The organism is Pseudoxanthomonas sp. Root630 (genome assembly GCF_001427585.1).
GTDB lineage: Bacteria > Pseudomonadota > Gammaproteobacteria > Xanthomonadales > Xanthomonadaceae > Pseudoxanthomonas_A.
Map to the genome: position 1 here is coordinate 23,703 of NZ_LMGY01000018.1, position 23,691 is coordinate 47,393.

Below are 23,691 nucleotides of genomic sequence, written 5' to 3' on the forward strand. Positions count from 1 at the left end.
TCATCGGCCCGCGAGCGCGCGCGCGACCGTGGCCAGCACGTCGTCGACGCGGCGGTCCCAGGTCTGCGCGGCGACGGCGGCCACGCGGGCGTCCGCGGCGGCGGCGCTGTCTTCGGCCAGGGCCTGTTCGAGCGCGGCGAGGAAGCCCTCGCGGTCTTCGGCAATGCGGACCCACTGCGCGAACTTCGCGATCTCGGGGTTGTAGGTGCTCACCACCGGTTTGCCGGTGGCCAGGTATTCGCGCAGCTTCAGCGGGTTGGCATTGGCGACCTGGCGGTTCATCCGGTACGGGATGATCGCGGCGTCGAAGGCCTTCGCCCACGTCGGCAACGTGGCATAGGGCTGCGGGCCGGCGAGGCGCACGTTGGGCAGCGCGCGCAACGTCGACACGTCGGCGGCCGCATGGCCGACCAGCAGGAAGCTCCACTGCGGCCGCGCCTGCGCCAGCCAGGCGATCAGCTCGACGTCGATCCACTCGTGCAGCGAACCGATGTAGCCGATCACGGGACCGGCCAGCCCGCGCGCGCCTTCGGCGACGGGCGTCTCCGGCGCGCGCGCGGTGAGGAACAGGTCCAGGTCGACGCCGTGCGGCGCGTAGGTGGTGGTCGGGTTGAGCGCTTGCTTGGCGGGCAGCAACGCGGGGGGCGCGACGAACAGCTGGTCGGCCTCGCGACTCAGCGTTTCGTCGCGGCCGCCGATCAGGTCGGCATCCACGCCCGGATGCGCGGCGTAGTCGTCGATGCAGTAGTACACGCAGAAATCCTCGCCCAGGCGATGGGCGAGGAATCCCGGGTGCGGCACGACGAACCACGACAGATACCGGCTGATGCCCGCCTTGCGGACGGCACGGCGCACGGCCCAGCGGCTGAACACCCGGTTGAACGTATCGACGCCGGGAATGCGGCGGAACGGCAGTTGCGGCACGGTGCAGTGCCAGAGGCCCTCGCGTACCTGCACGGGGGGCTTGAGCGCGGCCGTCAGTTTGCGCCACGCACGCTTGAGGTCGCGCCCCGAACTGGTGGGCGCGCGCATGCCCGGCGAATCCACGTACAGCACGGGCATGCGCTGCGCGAGGCGGGTGGCGACGTGATGGCTGCTGGTACGGTTCTCCGCGTTCCAGTCGTTGCCGAAATACACCACGCCGCGCCCGTGCAGGACGGCCGAGGGATCACTCATCGCGCCACCAGCCGATCAGCCAGGCGGTGCCGCCATGGTGGATCCAGGTCTTCTGCAGGCCGGGGATGGCCTCGAGGTGGGGGCCCACGCGGCCACAGGCCGGCGCGAAGAACGTCACCAGGCCGGCGCGGCCCAGGTGGCGCATGCGTGCGATCGTCGCGGCGGGATCGCTCAGGTAGTAGAGCACTTCGCACGCGGTGACCAGGTCGAAGCGGTGGCGTTCATCGCCCCAGGGTTGCTGGAACAGGTCGGCGGCGGCGAAGTGGGCCTGGGGCAGCCGCAGGCGCGCGCGTTCGATGGCCGCGGGGCTGACATCGAGCCCGTACTGTTCGTCGCTGAGCTTGGCCAGGTGCTGCGTCTGGTGGCCTTCGCCGCAGCCGATCTCCAGTACCGAGCCGACGCGGCCGAAGGCCTGCTCGATCACCCGGTTGGTGGCCTCGAAGCGCGCGCGCTCCATCGGCGACTCCATGTTCCAGGGGTCCGGCATGCGGTACGCCAGCTCCAGGCGCGCGTGGTTGTCGTTGCCGCCCACGCCGCGCAAGGCGTACTTCATCCACAGGCGGCGCTGGGCCTTCCTCAACAGTTTGGCGGTATCGCTCCACATGGTCCCGTTCCTTGTCGTGTCCGTGTCAGCCGCAGGTCGCCGCGCCATGCGGCCCTTCGGTCGCCTGGTGCGCGGAATCCCGGCCCACCTCCAGCGGCCGGGTCGGCGCGCTGTACCAGCCGGTGACCTTGCCGCACTCGAAATCGACCCACGACGGCCCGTATTGCCAGCGTCCGGCGTGCTCGGTGGTGGGGTCGCCAAGGATGCGTCGCGCCTGCGCGGTATCCATGCCCAGTTCCAGCTGCTGGCTGGCGCGTGGCTGCCACGCGGCGGCGGCGCTGTCGCCGGGCCCGGCAGGGTCCAGGGTGGGAATGGACGTGCGATGCGCGCCCAGCCAGTAGAGCAGCGCGGCGAGCAGGGCCGCGGCCAGCACATAGCGCCGGCGCGAACGCGGAGGCTCCATCGCCTCCGTGTCGGCGATGCCGCCGGCGTCGTCGGGGTCGGGGCCCGGCGGTGGCGGGAACCGCGTATCGCCCAGCCGTGCGGATGCACCCGGCAGGCGGCCATGCATGCGATGGAAGTCGAGGGTGGCCTCATACATCCGGTTGAGGCGTTGCAGGCGGGGCAGATCCGAGGCGTCGCCCTGCATGTCCGGGTGAAGGACTGCCACGCGTCGGCGATAGGCCTGCTTGAACGCCGCCATGCCGCATTCGGCGTCCAGCCCCAGTTCTTCGTACATGCTGACGAAGTCGGTGTCGTCCGACATTGGTGAGGCGCCCCTGTTTCGCCGTCGGCGCCTGCCCGGCGCGTAGTCCGCTTTCTCTCCAATACGTGATCGGAGGGGCGATCCGGCCAGCGGACGCACTGGCCGCGCGCGCCCTGTTTTTGCGTATTCACCCGTACAGGCAAGGTTGCCGGACTGCGGAAGATGATGGCCAGGGGATCATCGATGAGTGTCGCGGCGCGCGTGGGGCGCCGCCAACTGCTGGCACGTTGGTGCCACCGGTTGGGTGCGCTGCCGTTGCTGAAGCACGTGAGGCCAGGCGCGCGCGGGGAGGTGCGCGTGTTGGCGTACCACCGCGTGCTGGAGTCGGCCGATCCGGAGGGCTTCAGTTTCGATCCCGAGCTGATCAGCGCCTCGGCGGAAGGCTTCCAGGCGCAGATGCGCCATCTGAAGGCGCACTTCGTGCCGATGCGCTTCGACGAAGTGCTGGACCACCTGCAGCGCGGGATACCGCTGCCCGAGGGGGCCGCCCTCGTGACCTTCGACGATGGGTACGACGACAACTACCGCATCGCCTTCCCGATCCTGCGCGATCTGGGCATGTCGGCGATGTTCTTCGTTTCCACGGGCCATATCGATTCCGGCCGCCCCTATGCCTACGACTGGCTGGTGCACATGCTGTGTTCGGCCCCGACGGGCGAGCGGCTGCAGGTGCCGGCGCTGGACATCGACTGGGAAATCGAGGAACTGCTGCCCGAGCGCCGCCGCCAGGCCGCCGACCTTCTCTATCGCGTGAAGCTGCTGGACGACGACGACCAGGCGGCGTTGGTCGCGCGGCTGGAGAACGACTGGGGCATTTCGCGTGCGGCGGGCCACCCGGACTGCCGCCCGATGACCTGGGACCAGTTGCGCGAAATGCAGCGCGCCGGGATGGAAATCGGCTCCCACGGGGTCGACCACCGGATGCTGGCCAAGCTGTCGCAGGCGCGCATGGTGGATGAGGTCCGGGATTCCAAGCGCGCGCTGGAGCGCGAGCTGGGTGTGCCGGCCCGCGTCATTTCGTATCCGGTGGGCGGGCCCGACGCCTTCAACCACGACACCGTCGAGGCGGTCCGCGCCGCCGGCTTCGACCTGGCCTGCAGCTATGTGGCCGGCGTAGGCCATCCGGGGCCGCGCACGCAGTTCTCCCTGCCGCGGCTGCCGGTGGAGCGACACATGGACATGCCATGGTTCCAGGCGATGATGGCGATGCCGGAATTGTTCACCTACGCCTCGCGATTGCGTACGGGTTGAGGCAGGGGAGTCACAGGGGACCATGTTCTATTTCGTGTTGATGTACCTGGTGCTGGTGTTGATCCGGCCCCAGGACTATCCCGCGGTTGCGGAATCTCCCGGGCCGCCGTTGCAGCCGATCGCGCTGGTGTTGGCGGCCGGGCTCTGGCTGCTGTCCCAGCGCAAGTCGTTCAACCAGCCGCAATACCTGCTGATCCCGGCATTCCTGCTGATCGCCATGGTGTCCAAGGCGGTGAACGGCTGGATGGGGGGCGCACTGTTCGTGTTCTTCGTGTTCGCGCCGGTGCTGCTGGCCTACATCCTGCTGGCCAACGCGGTCGACACGCGCGCGCGGATGCAGGTGGCCATGGGTGTGTTCGTGGTCTGCGCCTCGGTGCTTGCGGTCCACGGCATCGAACAGGCCAGCACGGGCATCGGCTGGACAGGGGTGGAGCTGTCGCAGGGGACGCGCATCCAGTACGTCGGCATCTTCAACGATCCCAACGATCTGGGCATGCTGTTCGTGATGTGCCTCCCGATGGCGCTCTACCTGAGCAACCGGGGGGGATGGCTGGGCCTCAAGCGGCTGTTCTGGTGGACGGCCGCGGTGCTGCTGGTGTGGGGCTGCTACCTGACGAACTCGCGCGGCACCCTGCTGGCACTGGTGGCCATGCTGGGCGTGTACGTGTGGCGTACGCGTGGCGTGGCGATGGCGAGCCTGATGGGGGTCGCCGCGCTGGGCGGGCTGATGATGCTGCCCTCGCGCCTGCAGGAAATGGAAGTGTCGGAGGCCTCGGCCATGGGGCGCGTCGAGTCCTGGTACGAAGGCATCCAGATGTTCGTCGGCAGCCCGGTGTTCGGCATCGGCGCCGGTGGCTATTCGGACCTGCACGAACTGACGGCGCACAACTCCTTCGTCCTGGTACTCGCCGAGACCGGCATCGTCGGTTTCACCGTTTGGCTGGCGATCGTCGGGTACTGCTTCCGCATGATGCTGGCCATCGTGAACCGCAGCGACGACATCATCGACGATGTGCCGCTCGAGGTCCCCGACGAGGTGGCCCTGCAGGACTGGAAGACCGACAAAGCATTGAGCCTGTGCCTGCTGATGTCGCTGACGGGCTTCTTCACGGCGGCGTTCTTCCTCAGTCGCAGCTACGTGGTCATCCTCTACCTGCTGGTCGCGCTGGTCGTGGGGCACTACACGCGGATGCGCGCCACGTATCCCAGCCTGCCGAAGTTCTCCCTTGAGAAAGACCTTATTCGCTGGCCCATTTACGCCGTAATCGGCGTTATCGGGTTGTACCTGACCGTCAAGGTCCTGTTGGCGATGGCATGAACGACCGCTCGCGCACGCTCAGCAACACCTTCTTTTCCTCGGTGGGCATGTACACCGAGTACGTGTTGGGCATGCTCACGTCCATCATCATCGCCCGCCATCTGGGGCCCGACGGCTTCGGCACCTACAGCCTGGTGATCTGGCTGGTGGCGATCGGTGTCGCGACGACCAACTCGGGTACTGCCAGCGCCGCGATCAAGTTCATCGCCGAACTGCGCGGTTCGGGCCACCTGGAGCAGATACCGTACGTACTGCGCTATCTGCGCCGCGCGCAACGCGTCTTCATGCTGTTCGTGCTGGCCTGCGGCGCGGCGTTGTTCATCTTCGCTGGCGAACACGTCGCGCCGGGCATGAACCATGTGCTCTTGCTCGGCTTCCTGGTGGTGGGCGTGGTGCTGCGCTCCTCCTACATGTTCAACATCGGCGTCGCGAAGGGGTTCGAGAACTTCCGCGCCACCGCGATCGTCGCGCTGGTCTCCACCCCCATCAACCTGCTGCTGGTGATCGCCGCGTGGCAGCTGGATGCGCCCGTGGAGTGGCTGTTGGCGGTGTTCTCGTTGTCGGGCATCGTCTTCTACGTGGTCTCGCTGCGGCAGATTCGCCCCCTGCTGCCGCCGCGCCGCGCAGGCGTGGTGCTGCCCCCGGCGTTGCGCACCCGGATGAGCCATCACATGCGCTGGACGGCGCTGACGGTATCGGTCAGCTTCCTGGTGGCGAGCGAGGTGGAGGTGATGTTCCTCAATCTCTACGCCGACAGCCATGACGCGGGTCAGTTCAAGGTGGCCTACCAGCTGGCCGTCGGCGCGGCGGCGCTGGTGCCCGGCGTGTTCGGCGCACTGCTCCTGCCGATGATGGCCGGCGCCCTGAGCCAGGGCAGGGAAGTCGCTGCGCGCCGGTTCGTCGGCACCACCCATTACCTGGCACTGCTGGCGACCCCGCTGATGGCATTCGGGCTGGTGTTCGGCAACGATGTGATCCACCTGCTGTACGGGCGCGAGTACTGGGCGGCCGGCCCGCTGTTTTCCGCCTGCCTGTTCGCGACGTGCCTGACGACGATGACCCAGGGCGCATCGAGCCTGCTGGTCAGCGCAGACCGCCAGCGCAGCATCCTTGTGCTGGTCGTGGTGTGCGGTGTGCTGAAGCTGGCGCTGGATGCCATCCTGATCGCCCATTTCGCGCTGATCGGCGCCGTGGTCGCTTATCTGGCGGTGGCGGTGGTCAATGCGACGTCCTACGTCGCGCTCGCGAGCCGGATCAGCCATGCGCAGCCCGCGTGGGGTGCCCTGGGCAGGGTGATGCTGGCGGGCGCGCTCGCCGCCGCTCTGGCCTGGCCGCTGCGCGGACACCTTGTGCCGTGGGCTGCGGTGTTGCTCGGCGGCGTTGTGCTGGTGTTGTCGTATGCCTTGTTCACGCTGGTGCTGCGTTGCTGGAGCCGTGACGACATCGAGCACCTGCAATGGTTGCACCGCCGCTTCGCCGCCGGTCGGCCGCACGCCGGTGCGCGGTTGCTGGCGTGGGCGCATGCGCGCGCAGGGGAGGGTGCCTGATGGTCAGCCTTTACGAACCGCTTTTCCGCCATGTCCTGTTCCCCGCGTACGAGTCCGGCTTGCGCCGACGCAAGACGCTGGCGTACCTGCGCGACTATGAGCGCCAGCAATGGTGGGATCCCGAGCAGATCGATGCCTTGCAGTGGCAGAAGCTGCAGGCGTTGCTCCGGCATTGCTGGGAGCACGTGCCGTACTACCGGGACACCTGGTCGGCGCTGGGGATTTCCGCGCCGGAGGACATCCGCGACCGCGCGCACTTCGCACGGCTGCCGGTGCTGGACAAACCCGCCATCCGGGCGAACTTCGAACGCCTGATCGCCGATACGCATCGTCCTGGACTGCTTTACAAGACCACGGGCGGTTCCACGGGCGAACCGTTGAAGTTCGGCTACACCCGCGAGAGCTACGAGCGCCGGGTGGCGGTCATGTGGCGCGGCTATGGCTGGGCCGGGGCTCGCCTGGGGCAGCGCACGCTGTATCTGTGGGGGACGCCGCTCGGCGCGCAGAAGCGCAAGGAGCGCCTCTACCACGGGGCGTTCAACCGACGCATGCTCAACGCGTTCGAGATGGATCGCGCGCGGATGGCCGAATACGCCGACGCGATCGACCGGTTCCGGCCCGAAACCATCGTGTCTTACGTGGCGCCGATCGTGGAAATGGCGGATTGGCTGATCGCCAACGATCGCCGCCTGCATGTGCCGGTCCGTATCCTGGGTGCCGCCGAAGCGCTGCACGACGCGCAGCGGCAGCGCATCGAGCAAGCCTTCGGCGCTCCGACGTTCAACACCTACGGCTGCCGCGAATTCATGCTCATCGCCGCGGAGTGCGAGCATCGCGATGGCCTCCACGTCAACACCGATCATCTGGTCGTCGATCTCGGCCACGGCGAGGGTGCGGGCGGCGACGGACCCGCTGAGCTGGTGGTCACCGATCTGCATAACCTGGGCATGCCGCTGGTCCGCTACGTCAATGGCGACCTGGCCACGCCTGGCCACGGCCGGTGCGCGTGCGGACGCGGACTGCCGCGGCTGGCGCGGGTGGATGGCCGCAAGCTGGACGCGCTGCGCACCCCTGATGGTCGCTTCGTCCCCGGCGAGTACGTGGTGTATGCGTTCCTGTACGCGACCGGCATCCGTCGTTACCAGGTGGTGCAGAAGCGGTTGGATGCCTTCGAGATCCTGGTCGTGCCGGACGAAGGTTTCGATCCGTCCGTGATCGAGCGAGTGCGTGGCGAGTTGCTGAAGGTGGTGGGCGACAGCGTGGCGCTGGAGTTCCGGCTGACGGACGAGATTCCGTTGACGCCGACCGGCAAGCAACGTGTGACCGTGTCCGAACTGGGGGGGTAAGGCAAGCGTGGAGATCGTGCATTTCGTGGAGAACCTGGATCGCGGTGGCCTTGAGCGCACCGTGGTGGACCTCATCGCGAGCCAACGCGAAGCGGGACACCAGTGCCGGGTGATCTGTCTGTTCAAGCTCGGGCTGCTGGCGAAAGAACTGCTCGCCAGCGGCGTGCGGGTGGATGCCTGCGGCAAGCGCTCCGGGCTGGATCTGCGAGCGCTCCGTCGTGCGCGCGCGCTGATCCGGCAGTCGCCCGATGCCGTCGTCCATACCCACAATGCGATGGCGCACTACTATGCCGTGCTCGCCTCGCTCGGGTTGCCGGTACGGTGCATGATCAATACACGGCATGGCATGGGCGACGGCCCGCGTCCGGGCCGACTCGCGTGGCTGTACCGGCAGAGCATGCGTTTCACCGACTACACCGTCGCGGTATGCGATGCAGCGCGACGGCGCTTCGCCGAAGACGGCGTCCATCCCCGGCATGGCCTGCTGTCGGTGCCGAACGGGATACGCCTGGAGCGTTTCAGCCGCGCCGATCCCTCTGCCCGCAGGGCGCTGGTCGCCGAGCTCGAGTTGCCCGCGGGCAGTCGCATCGTCGGTACCGTCGGGCGCCTGCAGCCGGTGAAGGACCACGCATTGCTGCTGCGCGCCTTCGCCAAGGTCCGCGTACAGGTGCCCGAAGCGGTTCTCGTGATCGTCGGCGACGGCCCGTTGCGTGGAGCGCTCGAGGCACAGGCGGTGCAGGCGGGGTTGGCGGATGCGGTGCGCTTCCTCGGTGACCGCCATGACGTGCCGCGGCTCCTGGCCGGCATGGAGCTGTTCGCGCTGTCTTCGTCCAGCGAAGGCTACTCGATCGCACTTCTCGAAGCGTGCGCGTCGGGATTGCCGATCGTGGCGACCGACGTGGGCGGCAACCGCGAGATCGTACGGCACGGCATCAATGGACGGTTGGTTCCATCGGGCGACATCGCCGCGATCGCGACCGCATTGATCGCGCTGCTGCGGAGTGCCGATCAGGCGTCGGCGATGGGGCAGGCGGGATACGCCTGGGCCCAGGCCGAGGCATCGTTCCGCACCATGGCCGAGCGTTACCACGGTCTTTATCAGGCGCCGCGCGTGCCGCTGCACGCCGCGATGGCTGTGCATGGGCGCGTATGATGGACTTCCAGATACGTCCGACGGCATCGCCATGAATCCGCGCCCGCGCCGATTGAGATTGTTGCGATTCCTGCCGAACGGCTGGCTGACCACGTCCGGGCCGAAGGATGCGTCCCGCTGTCTCTACATCACCTTCGACGATGGCCCGCACCCGGCGCACACGCCCGCGATGCTGGACCTGCTGGCCGAACATGGCGTCAAGGCGAGCTTCTTCCTCGTGGGGCGCGAGGTGGAGCGCCACGATGCGCTTGCGCGCCGGATCGCGTCGGAAGGCCATACGCTGGGCAACCACTCCTATTCGCACCCTCGCTTCGAATCGCTGACGCTGGGCGAGCAGTTGGAGGAGATCGAGCGCACCGAGCGTTTGCTGAAGGGCATCGATGGCCGTGACCGGCATGCGTTCCGTCCGCCCCGGGGCGTGCTGACGCTGGCGATGTTGGCGCGATTGGTGCGACGTCGCCACCGCATCGACTACTGGTCCTACGACAGCCTGGACTACAGTCGGCGCCCGGTGCCGGAACTGTTGGAGACGATCCAGCGCCATCCGCCGCGTGGCGGCGACATCATCCTGATGCACGACGACAGCGAGCACGCGCTCGCACTGTTGCGCGAACTCATTCCTGCCTGGAAGGCGCAAGGCTTCGAGCTCCGCGCGCTGCCGCACCTGCACTGAACGCTTCGGAATGGCCGGTATGCCGCCGTTGCCGCGTTCTCGTTGGTGACGGAGGCGTGAGCGCACGCCGGCATTGAGCAGGGGGACGCTTGGATATTCTGGTATGGCTGGCGGTTCCAGTGGCGGTCCTCGCGGCGGCATCGCTTGCCGTATGGAAGCTGCTCCGCTCGCGCAACATGGAAATCTGGATCGGCAGCTACCTGCGCCGGCCGCGGGTGACGGCGACCCAGGGCCCCGTGCACGTGATGTTCTGCTTCGTCGACCACTTCGAGCCCATGTGGCACGGTGCGGACGAAGCCACGCAACGGGAGCGCGTGGACCGCTGGTGCCGCGACTACCGTACGCTCGCCGGCCGCCATCGCGATGCCGACGGCCGGCCGCCGCAGCACAGCTTCTTCTATCCCGAGGAAGAGTACGTCCCCGAATATCTCGACAAGCTGTCGGAGCTCTGCTCCGACGGTTACGGCGAAATCGAAGTCCACCTGCACCACGACAACGATACCGAGGCGAACTTCAACGAGGGTATGGCGCGGTTCTGTCGCATCCTGCACGAACGCCATGGCGCGCTGCCGCGCGACCCCGACACCGGCGAACTGCGTTTCGGCTTCATCCACGGCAACTGGTGCCTGGACAACTCGAGGCCCGATGGTCGCTGGTGCGGACTGGACAACGAACTGATCCTGCTGCGGCAGCTCGGCTGCTACGCCGATTTCACGTTGCCGTCGGCACCCAGCGACACGCAGACGCGCACCATCAACAGCATCTACTACGCCACCGATGATGCGCATGCACCCAAATCGCACGACACCGGCGTGCCGGTGCGCGTGGGCGGACAGGCGAGCGGCGACCTGATGCTCATCCAGGGCCCCCTGGGCCTGAACTGGAAGGACCGCCGCATGGGGCTGGTGCCGCGCATCGAGAACGCCGACGTGCGCGGAGGGCAGCCGCCGACGCCCGAGCGCGTCGATGCGTGGGTGCAGGCAGGCGTGCATGTGCAGGGACGTCCGGAGTGGGTGTTCGTGAAGATCCATACGCATGGCACGCAGGAGGGCGACATGAACACCCTGCTGGGGCCGCCGGTGGACGCCATGCACGACTACCTCGAATCGGCCTACAACGATGGCCTGCGCTACGTGCTGCACTATGTCAGCGCGCGCGAGGCCTACAACATCGTCAAGGCGGCCGAGGCGGGCATGCAGGGCGATCCCGGCGAGTACCGCGACTTCCACCTGCCGCCGCCGCGCGCATCGTGGGCCGGTGGACGGCAGGCGAAGGCCGCCGCATGAACCCCGACGTGCCCACGCCGGATACCGACGCGCCGCTGGTCAGCGTGGTGATGCCCGTGTACAACGCGGAAGCCACGATGGTGCGGTCGATCGAATCCGTGTTGGGGCAAAGCCATCGGCAGGTCGAGTTGATCCTGGTGAACGATGGGTCGCGTGACGGTTCCGCCACGATCATGGACGCCTATGCCGCGCGCGACGCGCGCGTGGTCGTCGTGCACCAGGCCAATGGCGGCGTCGCGGCGGCACGCAACCGCGGTCTGCAGGAAGCGCGGGGTACGCACGTCGCCTTCCTCGACAGTGACGACTGGTGGGACCCCGACAAGCTCGCGCTCCAGCTCGCCCACATGGCGCGCACCGGCGCGCGCGTGTGCTACACCGCCTACCAGCGTGTCGCCGAAGACGGTCGCGCCCTCACCATGGTGGTGCCACCGGCGCGCGTGGATTACGCGGGCATGCTCTACAGCAACCACATCGGCAACCTGACCGGAATCTACACGCGCTCGCTGGGCGAGGTGGCCTTCCAGCGGATGGGCCATGAAGACTACGTGTTCTGGCTCGACCGCGTACGCCGCGCCGGCCATGCCGAGCGTGTGCCGGACCCGCGGCCGCTGGCGTACTACCTGGTGCGTGGCGGTTCGGTGTCGGCGAACAAACTGCGCGCGGCGGGATGGCAGTGGCGCATCTACCGGCAGATCGAGGGGCTGACCTTGCCGCGTTCGGCGTGGTGCATGCTGCATTACATGGCGCATGCGTTGCGCAAGCGAAGTCCCGTTTCGAGGCCCGCCTGACCATGACGCCGTCTTCCCCCGCGACGGTCGCCGATTACACCGTGGTGATCCCGGCCTACCGGGCCGCCGCCACGCTGGCGGATGCGCTCGACAGCGTGATGGCGCAGACCGCGCCCGCACGCGAAGTGATCGTCGTGGACGACGGGTCTCCCGACCGCGAGGACATCGCCCGCATCGTCGCCGGCTACGGCGGCCGCGTGACGCTGCTCCAGCAGGACAATGCCGGGCCGGCCGCGGCCCGCAATGCGGGCGTCCGTGCCAGCGGCGGGACGTGGATCGCCTTCCTCGATGCGGACGACAGCTGGCTGCCGCACAAGATGCAGGCGCAGCTCGCACTGGCGTCGGACCCGCGCGCGGGCCTGTTGCACGGAGGCGCCCGCGAAGACCGCCTGGCGCTGCCCGCCGACATGGGCTTCGACCTGTTGTGGCGAGGCAACCGGATCTGCACGTCGATGAGCGTCGTGCGCCGGGACATCTTCGAGCAGCTGGGCGGCTTCTTCGAGTCGCCGGAGCTGATCGGTGCCGAGGATTACAACCTGTGGTTGCGCATCGCGCATGCGGGTTGGCGCGTGCGCGCCTGCCAGGGACTGGTCGGCCATTACACGCCGGCGGAAGGGAGCCTCACCAGCCGGATCGAGCGTTGCGCGATGGCCGAAATCCGCAACGCCAAACAGTTGGGGCGCTTGCTGGAGCTTCCCAAACGCGACGTGCGCTGGAAACTGCGCGCCATCCGTACCGATTTCGCGCGCCACCTGATCCACGCGCGGCGCCCGCTGCCCGCCCGTCGGTTGCTGGTGCGGGCCCTGTTCGAACGGCCGACCCTGGAACGGATCGGACTGATGTCGATCAGCTATGTGCCGGCACGCCTGTTGGACATGCGCCGCCGCCTGCGCAAACGCGGGCGGCGGACGCAGTACTGCCTCTGAAGGATCAGATCTCGCTCAGCTCCACCACGTAACCGGTGGTGCCGCCCTGCACGTCGATGCGATAGCGGGCGCCATCTTCCACGTACTTGCCGGTGCTGAAGTTCGAGTTGATCGTCGCGTTGGCCGGCTCCAGCACGCGCACGCGCAAACGGCCTGCGGTGGCTTCGCGGCTGTTCACCAGGGTGGGGGCGACCGGTACGTTCACCTGGAAGGTCGCCGTGGTGCCGCTGGTGATGCTGAAGGTGTCGCGGACGGTCAGGCGACGGTTGGCGAAGTTGAAGTTGCGCTGCCAGTTCGTCACCGCATCGGTGTTGCAGAACGCCGGCGTCAGGTTCGCATCGGCGGTGAACGAGCCGCCGCTGCCGGGATTGACCGTGAGCGTCGAGGCCCGGGTGGTGGACTCGCACTGGCGCGCCACCGTGCCGTTGCGGACGAAGCGCACCAGGTTGTGCACATCGGTGCCCCCATTGATGCCGCTGCGGCTCCAGATGTTGGCAGTGACCGCCAGCCAGTCGCCGGAGAACAGCGTGAACGAGCCCTGGTCCTGGTGTGCGTGGCTTTCGTTGTAGGGGCCGGCGACGATGGCCAGCCACATCGCATCGCGCGTCCAGCCGGTGCGTGCGAACAGGTGACCCGGGCCGCGTGCGTGGTAGATCAGGTCGGTGGGCGCAGCGGCCGTGCTACCCGCCGGCAGCAGGTCGTAGCGATAGTTGAAGCCCGAACTCATGCGGGTGACGGAGATGTTGTTCAGCCACCACGTCGCCTGGTTCTGCGCCACCGACGTGGTGGCCAGCGAACGCGCTTCCAGCATCAGGCGGCGATGGTAGTCGTAGAGCTCGGGAACCGAATTGCGCGACTGGTCGCCGATCGGTGCGAAGCGATCCAGCGTCGGCACCGTGGCATGGATCCAGTAGGGGATGCTGTCGGCTGCGTGGCTGTTGGCATTGGCCAGGTCCACGCCGGTGGCGTCGCGCCAGATGCGGTACAGCGAGAACAGACGCATGTGCGCGGTGCCGTAACCGGTGCCCTCGCTGCTGCCGCCGCCGGGCAGCCGGGCGAAGTAAGCCTGCAGGGCCGCCAGCTTGTTGTCGCGCAGGAAGTTGAACCAGGTGCTGTTGCCGCTGGCCAGGGCCCAGTACATCGTGGCCTCGACGAAGCTGTAGTAGTAGTTGTTGCCGGGGTTGTTGACCGACCAGCCCGACCACGGATGGCTGCGCCCGCCCCACGTCGCGCTGTTGTAGTTCCAGACGTTCCACACGGCCTGTTCGGCGTAGGCCGACCAGCGGGTGCGCTGGGTGGCGGTGATGCTGCCGCCGCAGACCGTCATGGTGTACGCCAGATCCGAAATCATCGGGCCGACTTCCAGGTACGAGTCGCCCGACACTTCGGGTCGGCCGCCGGCGGCGATGGCGGCTTCGGCGGCGGTGACCTGCTCTTCGACCATCTGGACGGCGAGCGTGCAGTACTTGGCCTCAGGCGACAGCTGGTACATCAGGGCGGCTTCGGATGCGGCGAAACCGTAGCCGCGACTGCCGGCGACGGCGGCGTCGACCCAGCCCTTGAAGCGGGTGTAGGCCGCCGAGCTCTTGTCCACCGGCGGCACCGGCATGGGCAGGTTGACGCGGCGGGGACGCGAAGAATTGGAACTGATCCGGCCGCCGCTGCTCATGACGGGACTGGAATCGACGCCCGCGAGAAGATCGGTGCCCTGGGTGGGGAGCGAACCCTCGCCAACGCCGGCGGAGGAGGTGGCGCCCCCTCGTTCACGCGCCCGGCGCGCGACTTTGGCGGTGGACGTGGCTCGCGTCCAGAAGCGAACGATGTTGTCGCGTCCTGTGTCGCGTAGGGTGGCGAAATCGTCCTCTGCCTGGTCCCAGGCGTCGGAGGCGAAGGCCTGGGCGCGCAGGCCGAACAGGCCGCTCGCGGCACTGGCAGCGGTAAGAGTGGTCAGCGAGGCCGCGCCCAGGAACAGGGCGAGCGGCAGGCGGCGTGCGGTACGGGGGGAAACGGACGTGCGCGACAAGGGGGTTCTCCTGGCAAGAAAACCGCGCACGAAAGAATTGGAAGACGACAGCCCAAAGGCTGGTGGCTACCCGCTGCAGCGCCCCCTCGCTACATGCGATCCGCGCAACGGCGGGCGGATCATAACGTGAGGCTTCAGAAGAATCGGACGCCCTGGGTCACAGAAATGCGGTCTGGTTCAGGCAGCAGCAGGGGAGTTCACCGCTATGTGATGGCCCGACACCACGCTGCGATCAGCATTGGAGTGTGATCGCCGTCATTTTTCGCTCAGTTCGACGGTATAGCCCTCCTGGCCACCCGCTACGTCCACTCGCCATCCTCGACGGAACTCCTGGGCGTCGTCGTCGCTCCAGGTATGCATGCTCAGCGTGGCGTTGGCCGGTTCCAGCACGCGGATGCGCAGGCGGCCGGCGATGGCCTCATTGCCCTGGATCACGGGGCGTTCGGGCACGTTGACCTGAAAGATCGCTCGCGTGCCCGTGCCCAGGCTGAAGTCGTCGCGCACCCGCAACGTGCGGCCAGCGAAGTCGATGCGTCGCTTCCAGGACCGCAGGGCAGGGTTGTCGCGGTAGACCGGAGTCATGTCGGCGACGGCGGTCACGCCGCCGTCCGCGCGCGCGGTGACCTCCAGACGGGAGCGCGACTGCGGCATTTCGCACTGATGCACCACCACGTCGCCCCGCGGGGCGGCGCATTGCAGGGCATCCGGGTTCGCACGCTCGAAGCGCACCACGTTGTGGACGGGCGTGCCCTGCTGGATGCCGCTGTGGCTCCAGATGTTCTCGGTCACGGCCAGCCAGTCGCGCGCGAACAGGGTGAATCCGCCCTGTTCCTGGTGCGCGTGGCTCTCGTTGTAGGGGCCGGCGACAAAGGACATCCACATCGCGTCCTTGCTCCAGTCGCTGCGTGCGAACAGGTGGCCCGCGCCCTCGGCCAGGTAGACCAGCGCCGAGGGAGGCGTGCCGCCCTCACCCGCGGGAAGCAGGTCGTAGCGGCTGTTGAAGCCCTGCGTCATCCGCGGTACCGAGATGTGGTCCAGCCACCACGACGCCATCGCCTGCGCTTCGCGATCGCTCGTCAGCTGGCGGGCTTCCAGTACCAGCCGGCGGTGGTAGTCGAACAGCTCGGGAACCGAGTTGCGTGACTGGTCGCCGATAGGAGCAAAGCGATCCAGCGTGGGAACCGTGGCATGGACCCAGTAAGGGATGCTGTCGCGCGCATGCGTGCTGCCGGCAGCGAGGTCCTCGCCGGTGCTGTCCTTCCACAGGCGATACAGGCCGAACAGACGCATCTGGGCAGCGCCGTAGCCGGTGCCCTCGCGGCTGCCTCCGCCCGGGAGCCCGGCGTAATAAGCCTTCAGGGGCGGCAGGCGCCGTGTGCGCAGATCGTCCATCCAGGTCTGGCTGCCGCTCACCAGCGCCCAGTACATCGTCGCTTCGATGAAGCTGTAGTAGTAGTTGTTGCCGGGGTTGTCGACGGACCAGCCGGTCCATGCGTGGGTACGGCCTCCCCATTCGGCGCGCGAATGGTTCCAGACGTTCCAGACCGCCTGTTCGGCATAGGCGGACCAGCGTTTCCGTTGTGCGGCGTCGATGCTCGCGGAACAGGCGTGCATCGTCATGGCCAGGTCGGCGATGCGCGGGCCCACTTCCAGATACGAGTCGCCGGAGATGGCGGGGCGCGAACCCGTCGCGATCGCCGCTTCGGCCTCCGCCACCTCTTTCTCGACCATGCGGGTGGCGAGGTCGCAATACTTCGCGCCATCGCTGAGCAGGAACATCAAGGCGGCATCGCTGGCGTTGAACGCATAGCCGGGGCTGCCGGCGACGGCGGCATCCACCCAGCCACGGAAGCGTCCGTAGGCAGGCGACTTGCGGTCGACGAAGGTCAGGTCGATCTTCAGCAGGTCGGCGCCCGCCGTCACCGGCATCGCGGGAGAGGGAGTCGGCGCGGGCGTCGCGGGCGTCGCGGCCTGTTCCGATCGCGGCGCGGGTGTGGCTTCCGGTGCATCCGCGGCCCCGCAATGGCCGATGGCCGCGGCGAGCAGGGCCAGGGTCAGCAGTACTGCGCTCGGGATGCCGTGCGTCCGCAGGGTGGAAGGTTTGGCGCGCATGCGGGAGCCCTCAGCGATTGGAGTAGGCGACGCTCAGGTAGATGAGGTTCTGCGCGACATCCTGGCCAAACTCGGTGCTTTCGCGCTTGTAGCGCTCGGCCTGCAGTCGCGCCGTCCAGCGGGGCGCCCACTGGTACTCCAGGCTTGCGCCCACGCGCGATGTCTTGTCTTCCCGGCCCAGCTGCGTGTAGTCCAGCCGTTCCCAGGTGGCGTAGGTCCCCATCGTGAGCGCGCGCCGCACGAGCCAGTGCAGGTCGAAGCGCGAACCCCGGGTCTTCTGGTCGAATTCGTCCGAATCCACGTAGTCGCGCTTCTGCAGGTAGGGCGTCACCGAGAGGTTCACCCGGGTGGCGGTGAAGCGATATCCCAGGTCGATACCCCGGACCTCGTAAGGCGAGGCGTTCACCACCGCATCGCCGGTCAACACGTTCTCCGGGATGGTGGCTTCCGACTGGATGCCCGTCAGCGCATCGGTCGCGGTATCGGAGAACTGGCTCGACAACGCGACGCGCAGCTGCGATCGGGGCGACATGTTCCATTCGGCGTCGGCACGCATCAACGGCTCGGATCGCGATTCGCCCTGGCGATAGTCGATGCGCGAGTAGCCGAGGTCGGCGCCCAGCTCGAAGTTCGCCAGGGTGCGTACGTAGCGTCCGTAGAGGTCGTAGCGGTTGTAGTCCCGCGCGACGATGTCGTCGTCGAAGTCGACGCGCTGCGCCTGCAGGTTCAGGGAAAGGCGGCTGGTCGGCGACAGTTCCTTGGTCGTGCGGATCGCACCGGCCAGGCGTTGCGAGTTGAACTCGTCGGTGACTTCCGCGTCGCTGAGGACATACCGCAGTTCGGCCTGGCCATGCAGCGAGGACGTCATGTTGAAAAGGAGGGTCGGGCCCGCCGAGAAGACGTTCACCTGCTGGCGGTTGCCGGGGCCATCGGGGACCAGGGAGTCGACCGGCTGGACGGTCAGGTTGTCCTCCACCAGGAAGAACAGGCGCTGGGGAATCGCGACCCAGTTCAGGCGGCCGGAAAGCGTGCCATCGACGGTGTCGGCGAAGATGTCGTCTTCGTAGTCGCGGTACTCCGCGCGCCCGTCCAGGCTGAGTTGCAGCGCGGAGAGGTTCTCGGTGACGCTGAAGCCGACACCTGCGCGCAGGTAGCGCTGGTCGATCGGATCGGTCGGCGCCATGGTCACGTTGCTGTTCTGCTCCATGCCAAGGTCGACCGTGTAGTCGACCCGGGCGGCGAGCGCATGGCCCGAGAGCGTGGCCAGCACGGCGGTCGTGATGGCGGAGACGCGTAGGCGGGTGGTTCGCATGCCGGTGCTCCTTGGCCGCTTCACGGGATTTCGTTGAACACCACGCCGGCCACCTTGTCGGCCGGGAAACTGCCGATGGCCTTCTCCAGCTTGTCCGGCGTGACCTTTCCATAGCCGGCCACCAGCACCACGAGGTCGGCGAGTTCCGACAGGATGCGCGCGTCCGGCGAACCCAGGACGGAGGGACTGTCCAGTACCAGGTAGCGATCGGAATATCGGCTGCGCAGCGAATCCACCATGGCGCGCATGCGGAACGAGCTGAACGCCTCGCCCGTCATTTCGCGCTGGCGGCCGCTCGGGATCAGGCGCAGGCGCGGCACGCCGGTGCGGTAGAGGATCCGGCCCAGGTCGGCATCGCCGTCGCCGAGGTAGTCCATCAGTCCGCCGTGGCTGGCGTCGACGCGCAGGGCCGTGTGCTGGGAAGGATGCAATGAGTCGCAGTCGATGAGCAGCGCGCTCTTGGCATCGTCGAACGCGAACGCCGCGGCCAGGTTGCGGGCGACGAAACTGCCGCCGCACCCGTTGCTGATCGGCGCCACCAGGGTGACGAAGTTGCGCTCGCCGCCGAGTGCGAGCAAGCGGGTCCGCAGATCGCGGAATGCATCGGCCTGTTCGCGGACGGAGTCGTTGCGATGGATGACGCGCCGCTCTTCGAGCTCGCGCGGGGTCAGCGCGGTGGGTTCGTCCATCAACGCCAGCGAGCGCGAGGTGTCGGCGCGGTGGGGGACACCGTGCAGTCGTTCGTTGTCGGGGGTCACGGGCTTTTCCATGGTGGCGTTCTGGGTCATGACGGTGGCCTCAGGCGGCAAGTTGCTTGAGGCCGAACGCCAGCCCGTACGCGAGTACGACCAGCATCAGGATGCCGACGCTCATGGCATTGCGGCTGAGCTCCTGGCGGCGATCGCGCGGCGAGTAGTACGCCGGCACCACCGTCAGCAGCGGGCGGTCGGAGATCCGCTGCAGTTGCTGCGCCGAACGGATGCGCGGGTCGAAGCGCGCGCGCAGGAAGAGCAGGCCCAGCGGGATGCCCACGGCGACCAGCAACCCGCCGATGGCGAAGTGCATGAACCGCAACCCCGTAGGCCGCAGCGGCATGGTGGCCGGATCCTGCACGCGCAGGGTCAGGCCCCGCTCCTCGCGGTCCAGCTGCATCGAGACGCGTGCGTTCTCACGCCGGCGCAACAGGTCCTGGTAGATGTCGCGGTTGACTTCGTAATCGCGGGTCAGCTCGGCCAGCGCGCTCTCGGAATCGGCGATACGGCGGCTGCGATTCAGCTCGTCGTTCAGCATCGACTCCGCGATGGCCATGCGCGACGCGGTCGCCGCCACTTCGCGGCGGGTCTGCGCCTGCTGGCTGCGCAGTTCCTGGTACAGCGGGTTCATCTGCGCCTCGTCGAACGGGCTGGCGCCCTGCGGCGCTGCCGCACGGCGGTTCTGTTCGTTGGCCATCGCCTGCTGGAGGTCGGCCATCTGGTGGCGCACGCGGACCACGTCCGGGTGCTGCTCGGTGTAGTTCAGCAACAGCCGGTCCAGTTGGCCCTGCAGCTCGAGAAGCTGCGCGCGGTAAAGACTTTCGCGCGTCTGTACGGCCGTGACCGCCGATTCGCCGGACAGTTGAGAGGCGATCGCGCCTTCACGCGAGCGCTGCTCGAGCAACGACATGCGGGTCTGCTCGACCGTCGTCCGCAACGAACTGATGCGGGTATTGGCGTCCGTGGCGCTGCCGGGCTGGGCGTCCGTGTTGGCGGAGCGGTATTCGCGCAGCCGTTCTTCGGCTTCCAGCAGCTTCGCGTGGTAGTCCTGGACCTGCTTGTCGATGAACTCGTAGGCTTCGCGGCTTTCGCGCTCCTTCGTGGCCAGGCTCTCCTTGATGAACATGTCGCCCAGGCGTTCGGTGACGTCGTAGGTGCGCTTGGCGTCGCTGTCGCGGTAGGTGATCTGGATCAGGTTGGGGCGCGGACTGGTGATCGCGATGCGGCCCTTGATCTGTTCCATCAGGCGGTCCTGCTCGATGGCGCTGGGCTCGTCTTCCAGCCAGCCACCGGTCTTCAAGGCATCCTCCAGCACCTTGCGGCCGTAGATCACCTGGCGGGCGATGCCGGCGCGGTCGACGACCTCGGTGGCCACGGCGCGTCCTTCCAGCAGGGGCTGGATGATGTCGCTCTCCTGCGCCAGGATCGTGGTGGACGCGGTGTAGTTCTTGGGAAGCAGCAGCAGGCCCACCACCAGGGTGAGAAGGGCCACGGCAGCGAAGATGCCGACCAGGGCCACCCGGTGGCGACGCGCCTCGCGGAGCAGGATGGGAACCAGGTCGTTCGGCGACAGCGCAGTGGTCGGCGCAGCCGGCGCGGAATAACCACGCCGTGCGGGAAGGTTGCTCTGGCTCATCAGAAGGTACGCTCGGGGACCGTGATGACGTCGCCGGGCGACACGGTGTAGTTGGTGCTCAGGTCGCCACGATTGAGGATGCGGTCCAGGCGCACGGCGTAGGTGCGGGTTTCCTCGGGCGTCTTGCGGTGCAGGTCGGAACGGTCGGCGGCAGCGAACTCGGTGACGCCGCCAGCGGCCAGCACGGCGTCCAGCACGGTCATGCCGGGACGGTAGGGCAGGGAAACGGGCTGGCGGACGGCGCCCGTGACGCGCACGCGCGACAGGTACTCGTGGCTGCGCAGGTCCGTGAGGATCACGGCCACCTGCGGGTCGCGCACATACGTGGCGAGGCGCTCCTGGATGTCCTTGGCCACGTCCGCGGGCGTGCGCCCACCCGCCGCGACGTCGCCGACCAACGGCACGGAGATCTTGCCGTCAGGCCGCACCGGCACCGTGATGCCCAGCTCCGGATTGCGCCACACCGAGACCTGGACGATGTCGTCCACGCCGATCAGGTACGCGTCGGTGGAGAGCGTGCTGGCGGTGGGCGGTGCGGTCTCGCTGCCGGACGACGTCGCACAGGACGCCAGGAACACGGTCAGGAGGACGGCGCCGAGGCCGGTGAAGAAGCGATTCATCGAAGATCCCCTGTATCTGCTGATGCCCTCTACAACGGGGGCAACGGGGGAATCCGGCCAATGGAGGGCGCTCTGCGGGCGCCCGGAGCGCGGGCGTCAGGCCTGGTAGAACGCGCGGTACCAATCGGCGAAACGGCGTACGCCCGTCTCGATCGGCGTGGAGGGTGAGTAGCCGGTATCGCGGCTCAGTGCCTCCACGTCCGCGTAGGTGTCGGGAACGTCGCCTGGTTGCAGCGGCAGCAGCCGCTTTTCCGCCTTGCGGCCCAGGCACTCCTCGAGCACTTCGATGTAGCGCAGCAACGCCACCGGTTGGTGGTTGCCGATGTTGTAGACGCGGTAGGGCGCGAGCGAACTGGCCGGGGTCGGCGCCATGGGATCGTAGCTGGGGTCGGCACCGGGGACGCGGTCCAGGGTGCGGATCACGCCCTCGACGATGTCGTCGATGTAGGTGAAGTCGCGGGTGTGGTGCCCATGGTTGAAGACGTCGATCGGCTCGCCCGCGAGGATCTTCTTCGTGAACAGGAACAGCGCCATGTCCGGCCGGCCCCACGGCCCGTACACCGTGAAGAAGCGCAGGCCGGTGGTGGGCAGGTTGAACAGGTGGCTGTAGGTATGCGCCATCAGCTCGTTCGCCTTCTTGCTGGCGGCGTACAGGCTGACCGGGTGGTCGACGCTGTCCTCGACCGCGAACGGCAGCTTGCGGTTCGCGCCGTAGACCGAGCTGGACGAGGCGTAGACGAGGTGCTCGATGCCGCGGTGGCGGCAGGCCTCGAGGATGTTCAGGAAGCCGACGATATTGCTGTCGATGTAAGCGTGCGGATTCTCCAGCGAGTACCGGACGCCCGCCTGCGCGGCCAGGTTGACGACGCGCTGCGGCTTGAAGTCGTCGAACGCGGCCTCCAGCGCCGCGCGGTCCTCCAGCGAGGCGCGCACGAAGCTGAAGCCCTCCTTCGGCGTCAGCTTGGCGAGCCGCGCCTCCTTCAGGGTGGGGTCGTAATACGCGTTGAGGTTGTCGTAGCCCAGCACTTCATCGCCGCGGGCGAGCAGGCGCTCGCTGAGGTGGGAGCCGATGAAGCCGGCGGCGCCGGTGACCAGTACGCGCATCAGGTACTCCTGGGGGAGGAAGGGGTTACAGGCAGTCGTCGACCGCGTGGCGGGGCAGCGCGCGCTTCACGTCGAAGACCACCGCGCCGGGCTTGCCGAATGCGCGGATGCCCTCGGCGCCACGCTCGCCGAACTGCCGGTGCGCGACGGCCAGGATCACCGCATCGTACTGGCCGGCCTGCGGCTCCGCCACCAGGTCGAGCCCGTACTCGTGCTTCGCTTCTTCGGCGTTGACCCACGGGTCGTGCACGTCGACCTGCGCGTTGTAGCTGCGCAGTTCGGCCACGATGTCCACCACGCGCGTGTTGCGCACGTCCGGGCAGTTCTCCTTGAACGCCAGGCCCAGCACCAGCACCTTCGCGCCGGCCGTGGGCAGGTTGCGGCGGGCCATCAGCTTGGCCACCCGGCGCGCCACGTGGCTGCCCATGCCGTCATTGATGCGGCGGCCGGCCAGGATCACGTCGGGGTGGTAGCCGATCTGCTGCGCCTTGTGGGTCAGGTAGTACGGGTCCACGCCGATGCAGTGGCCGCCGACCAGGCCGGGACGGAACGGCAGGAAGTTCCACTTGGTGCCCGCAGCCTCAAGCACCTCGTGCGTATCGATGCCGAGGCGGTGGAAGATCAGCGCCAGCTCGTTGATGAGCGCGATGTTGACGTCGCGCTGGGTGTTCTCGATGACCTTCGCCGCTTCCGCCACGCGGATGCTGCTGGCCTTGTGCGTGCCGGCGGTGATGATGCTGCCGTACAGCGCGTCCACGAAGTCGGCGACCTGCGGCGTGGAGCCGGAGGTGACTTTCATGATGGTCTCCAGGCGATGCTGCTTGTCGCCCGGGTTGATCCGTTCCGGGCTGTAGCCGGCATAGAAGTCCTGGTTGAACGTAAAGCCGGATTCGCGCTCGATGATCGGCACGCAGGCTTCTTCGGTCGCGCCCGGGTACACCGTCGATTCGAAGATCGCCACGCCGCCCTTGCCGATGGCGCGGCCTACGGCGCGGCTCGCGGACTCCAGCGGGCGCAGGTCCGGGCGCTTGTAGTCGTCGATCGGCGTGGGCACGGTGACGATGAAGACATTGCACGCGGCCAAGGCCGCCGGATCGTCGCTGAACTCAAGCTGCGGCGTGTCGCGCAACTCGTCGGCCGAGACTTCCAGCGTATGGTCGTGGTGCCCGCGCAGCTCTTCCACGCGCTTGCCGTTGATGTCGAACCCCAGCGTGGGGTACTTGCGGCCGAAGGCCACTGCCAGCGGCAGGCCGACATACCCCAATCCAATCACGGCGATCCTGGTCTGATCCAGGGTGGGCAGTGGAGCGTTCATCGATGTGGAGATCCCCTGTAGGTGTCGCTAGTCGAAGAGTCTA

At 67.7% G+C, this 23,691-nt stretch carries 20 protein-coding genes; 9 read left to right on the plus strand and 11 right to left on the minus strand.

Annotation, left to right across the window (positions count from 1 at the left end; all coding sequences use genetic code 11):
- The 3 genes from ASD72_RS16825 to ASD72_RS21230 are packed head-to-tail and all read right to left on the minus strand — an operon-like array spanning position 1 to position 2,486.
- A complete protein-coding gene (locus ASD72_RS16825) occupies positions 1-1,176 on the minus strand; it encodes a glycosyltransferase (RefSeq protein ID WP_056881122.1) in 1,176 nt (391 codons plus the stop codon).
- Positions 1,169-1,780, minus strand: coding sequence for a class I SAM-dependent methyltransferase (locus ASD72_RS21225; protein WP_056881123.1), 612 nt, complete (start codon positions 1,778-1,780; stop codon positions 1,169-1,171). The genes ASD72_RS16825 and ASD72_RS21225 overlap by 8 nt, the downstream gene beginning before the upstream one ends.
- Before the next feature lie 25 nt (positions 1,781-1,805).
- Positions 1,806-2,486: a J domain-containing protein gene (locus ASD72_RS21230; RefSeq protein WP_056881124.1), complete on the minus strand. Its 681-nt coding sequence runs from the start codon at positions 2,484-2,486 to the stop codon at positions 1,806-1,808.
- A 183-nt stretch (positions 2,487-2,669) separates the two neighbouring features.
- Here ASD72_RS21230 and ASD72_RS16840 point away from each other — a divergent pair, with 183 nt between their 5' ends.
- The 9 genes from ASD72_RS16840 to ASD72_RS16880 all read left to right on the plus strand — a co-directional run bounded on the left by ASD72_RS16840 (position 2,670) and on the right by ASD72_RS16880 (position 12,774).
- Complete coding sequence (locus tag ASD72_RS16840) at positions 2,670-3,737, plus strand: polysaccharide deacetylase family protein (protein WP_081420426.1); 1,068 nt, start codon at positions 2,670-2,672, stop codon at positions 3,735-3,737.
- Between the two features lie 22 nt (positions 3,738-3,759).
- Positions 3,760-5,055, plus strand: a complete 1,296-nt coding sequence (locus ASD72_RS16845; protein WP_056881125.1) for an O-antigen ligase family protein — start codon at positions 3,760-3,762, stop codon at positions 5,053-5,055.
- Positions 5,052-6,602: an oligosaccharide flippase family protein gene (locus ASD72_RS16850; RefSeq protein ID WP_056881126.1), complete on the plus strand. Its 1,551-nt coding sequence runs from the start codon at positions 5,052-5,054 to the stop codon at positions 6,600-6,602. Before ASD72_RS16845 ends, ASD72_RS16850 begins: the two co-directional genes overlap by 4 nt.
- Positions 6,602-7,948, plus strand: coding sequence for a phenylacetate--CoA ligase family protein (locus tag ASD72_RS16855; protein ID WP_056881127.1), 1,347 nt, complete (start codon positions 6,602-6,604; stop codon positions 7,946-7,948). Before ASD72_RS16850 ends, ASD72_RS16855 begins: the two co-directional genes overlap by 1 nt.
- A 7-nt stretch (positions 7,949-7,955) precedes the next feature.
- Complete coding sequence (locus ASD72_RS16860) at positions 7,956-9,101, plus strand: glycosyltransferase (RefSeq protein WP_056881128.1); 1,146 nt, start codon at positions 7,956-7,958, stop codon at positions 9,099-9,101.
- A 31-nt stretch (positions 9,102-9,132) separates the two neighbouring features.
- Positions 9,133-9,774: a polysaccharide deacetylase family protein gene (locus tag ASD72_RS16865; protein WP_056881129.1), complete on the plus strand. Its 642-nt coding sequence runs from the start codon at positions 9,133-9,135 to the stop codon at positions 9,772-9,774.
- Positions 9,775-9,863: 89 nt separating this feature from the next.
- Positions 9,864-11,060, plus strand: a complete 1,197-nt coding sequence (locus ASD72_RS16870) for a hypothetical protein (protein WP_235578047.1) — start codon at positions 9,864-9,866, stop codon at positions 11,058-11,060.
- A complete protein-coding gene (locus tag ASD72_RS16875) occupies positions 11,057-11,848 on the plus strand; it encodes a glycosyltransferase family 2 protein (protein WP_081420444.1) in 792 nt (263 codons plus the stop codon). The genes ASD72_RS16870 and ASD72_RS16875 overlap by 4 nt, the downstream gene beginning before the upstream one ends.
- 2 nt (positions 11,849-11,850) lie before the next feature.
- Positions 11,851-12,774, plus strand: a complete 924-nt coding sequence (locus ASD72_RS16880) for a glycosyltransferase family A protein (RefSeq protein WP_056881130.1) — start codon at positions 11,851-11,853, stop codon at positions 12,772-12,774.
- A gap of 4 nt (positions 12,775-12,778) precedes the next feature.
- On the opposite strand, the gene ASD72_RS16885 is transcribed toward ASD72_RS16880, so the two are convergent.
- The 8 genes from ASD72_RS16885 to tviB form a co-directional block, all read right to left on the minus strand.
- Positions 12,779-14,797 carry a heparinase II/III family protein gene (locus tag ASD72_RS16885; RefSeq protein WP_056881131.1) on the minus strand — a complete coding sequence of 673 codons (2,019 nt, stop codon included), beginning with the start codon at positions 14,795-14,797 and terminating at the stop codon, positions 12,779-12,781.
- Between the two features lie 255 nt (positions 14,798-15,052).
- Entirely contained in the window at positions 15,053-16,909 is a 1,857-nt protein-coding gene (locus ASD72_RS16890) for a hypothetical protein (RefSeq protein ID WP_056881132.1), read from the minus strand.
- Between the two features lie 10 nt (positions 16,910-16,919).
- Positions 16,920-18,221: a hypothetical protein gene (locus ASD72_RS16895; RefSeq protein ID WP_056881133.1), complete on the minus strand. Its 1,302-nt coding sequence runs from the start codon at positions 18,219-18,221 to the stop codon at positions 16,920-16,922.
- Between the two features lie 20 nt (positions 18,222-18,241).
- A complete protein-coding gene (locus ASD72_RS16900) occupies positions 18,242-19,009 on the minus strand; it encodes a CpsD/CapB family tyrosine-protein kinase (RefSeq protein WP_081420429.1) in 768 nt (255 codons plus the stop codon).
- Positions 19,010-19,019: 10 nt separating this feature from the next.
- Positions 19,020-20,609 (minus strand): XrtA system polysaccharide chain length determinant, encoded by a 1,590-nt coding sequence (locus ASD72_RS16905; RefSeq protein WP_081420430.1) that lies wholly within the window; start codon positions 20,607-20,609, stop codon positions 19,020-19,022.
- Positions 20,609-21,229: an XrtA/PEP-CTERM system exopolysaccharide export protein gene (locus tag ASD72_RS16910; protein WP_081420431.1), complete on the minus strand. Its 621-nt coding sequence runs from the start codon at positions 21,227-21,229 to the stop codon at positions 20,609-20,611. Before ASD72_RS16910 ends, ASD72_RS16905 begins: the two co-directional genes overlap by 1 nt.
- A gap of 96 nt (positions 21,230-21,325) precedes the next feature.
- Positions 21,326-22,333, minus strand: a complete 1,008-nt coding sequence (locus ASD72_RS16915; protein ID WP_056881134.1) for an NAD-dependent epimerase — start codon at positions 22,331-22,333, stop codon at positions 21,326-21,328.
- Positions 22,334-22,358: 25 nt separating this feature from the next.
- A complete protein-coding gene (gene tviB, locus ASD72_RS16920; protein WP_056881135.1) occupies positions 22,359-23,648 on the minus strand; it encodes a Vi polysaccharide biosynthesis UDP-N-acetylglucosamine C-6 dehydrogenase TviB in 1,290 nt (429 codons plus the stop codon).
- Positions 23,649-23,691 lie beyond the last annotated feature (43 nt).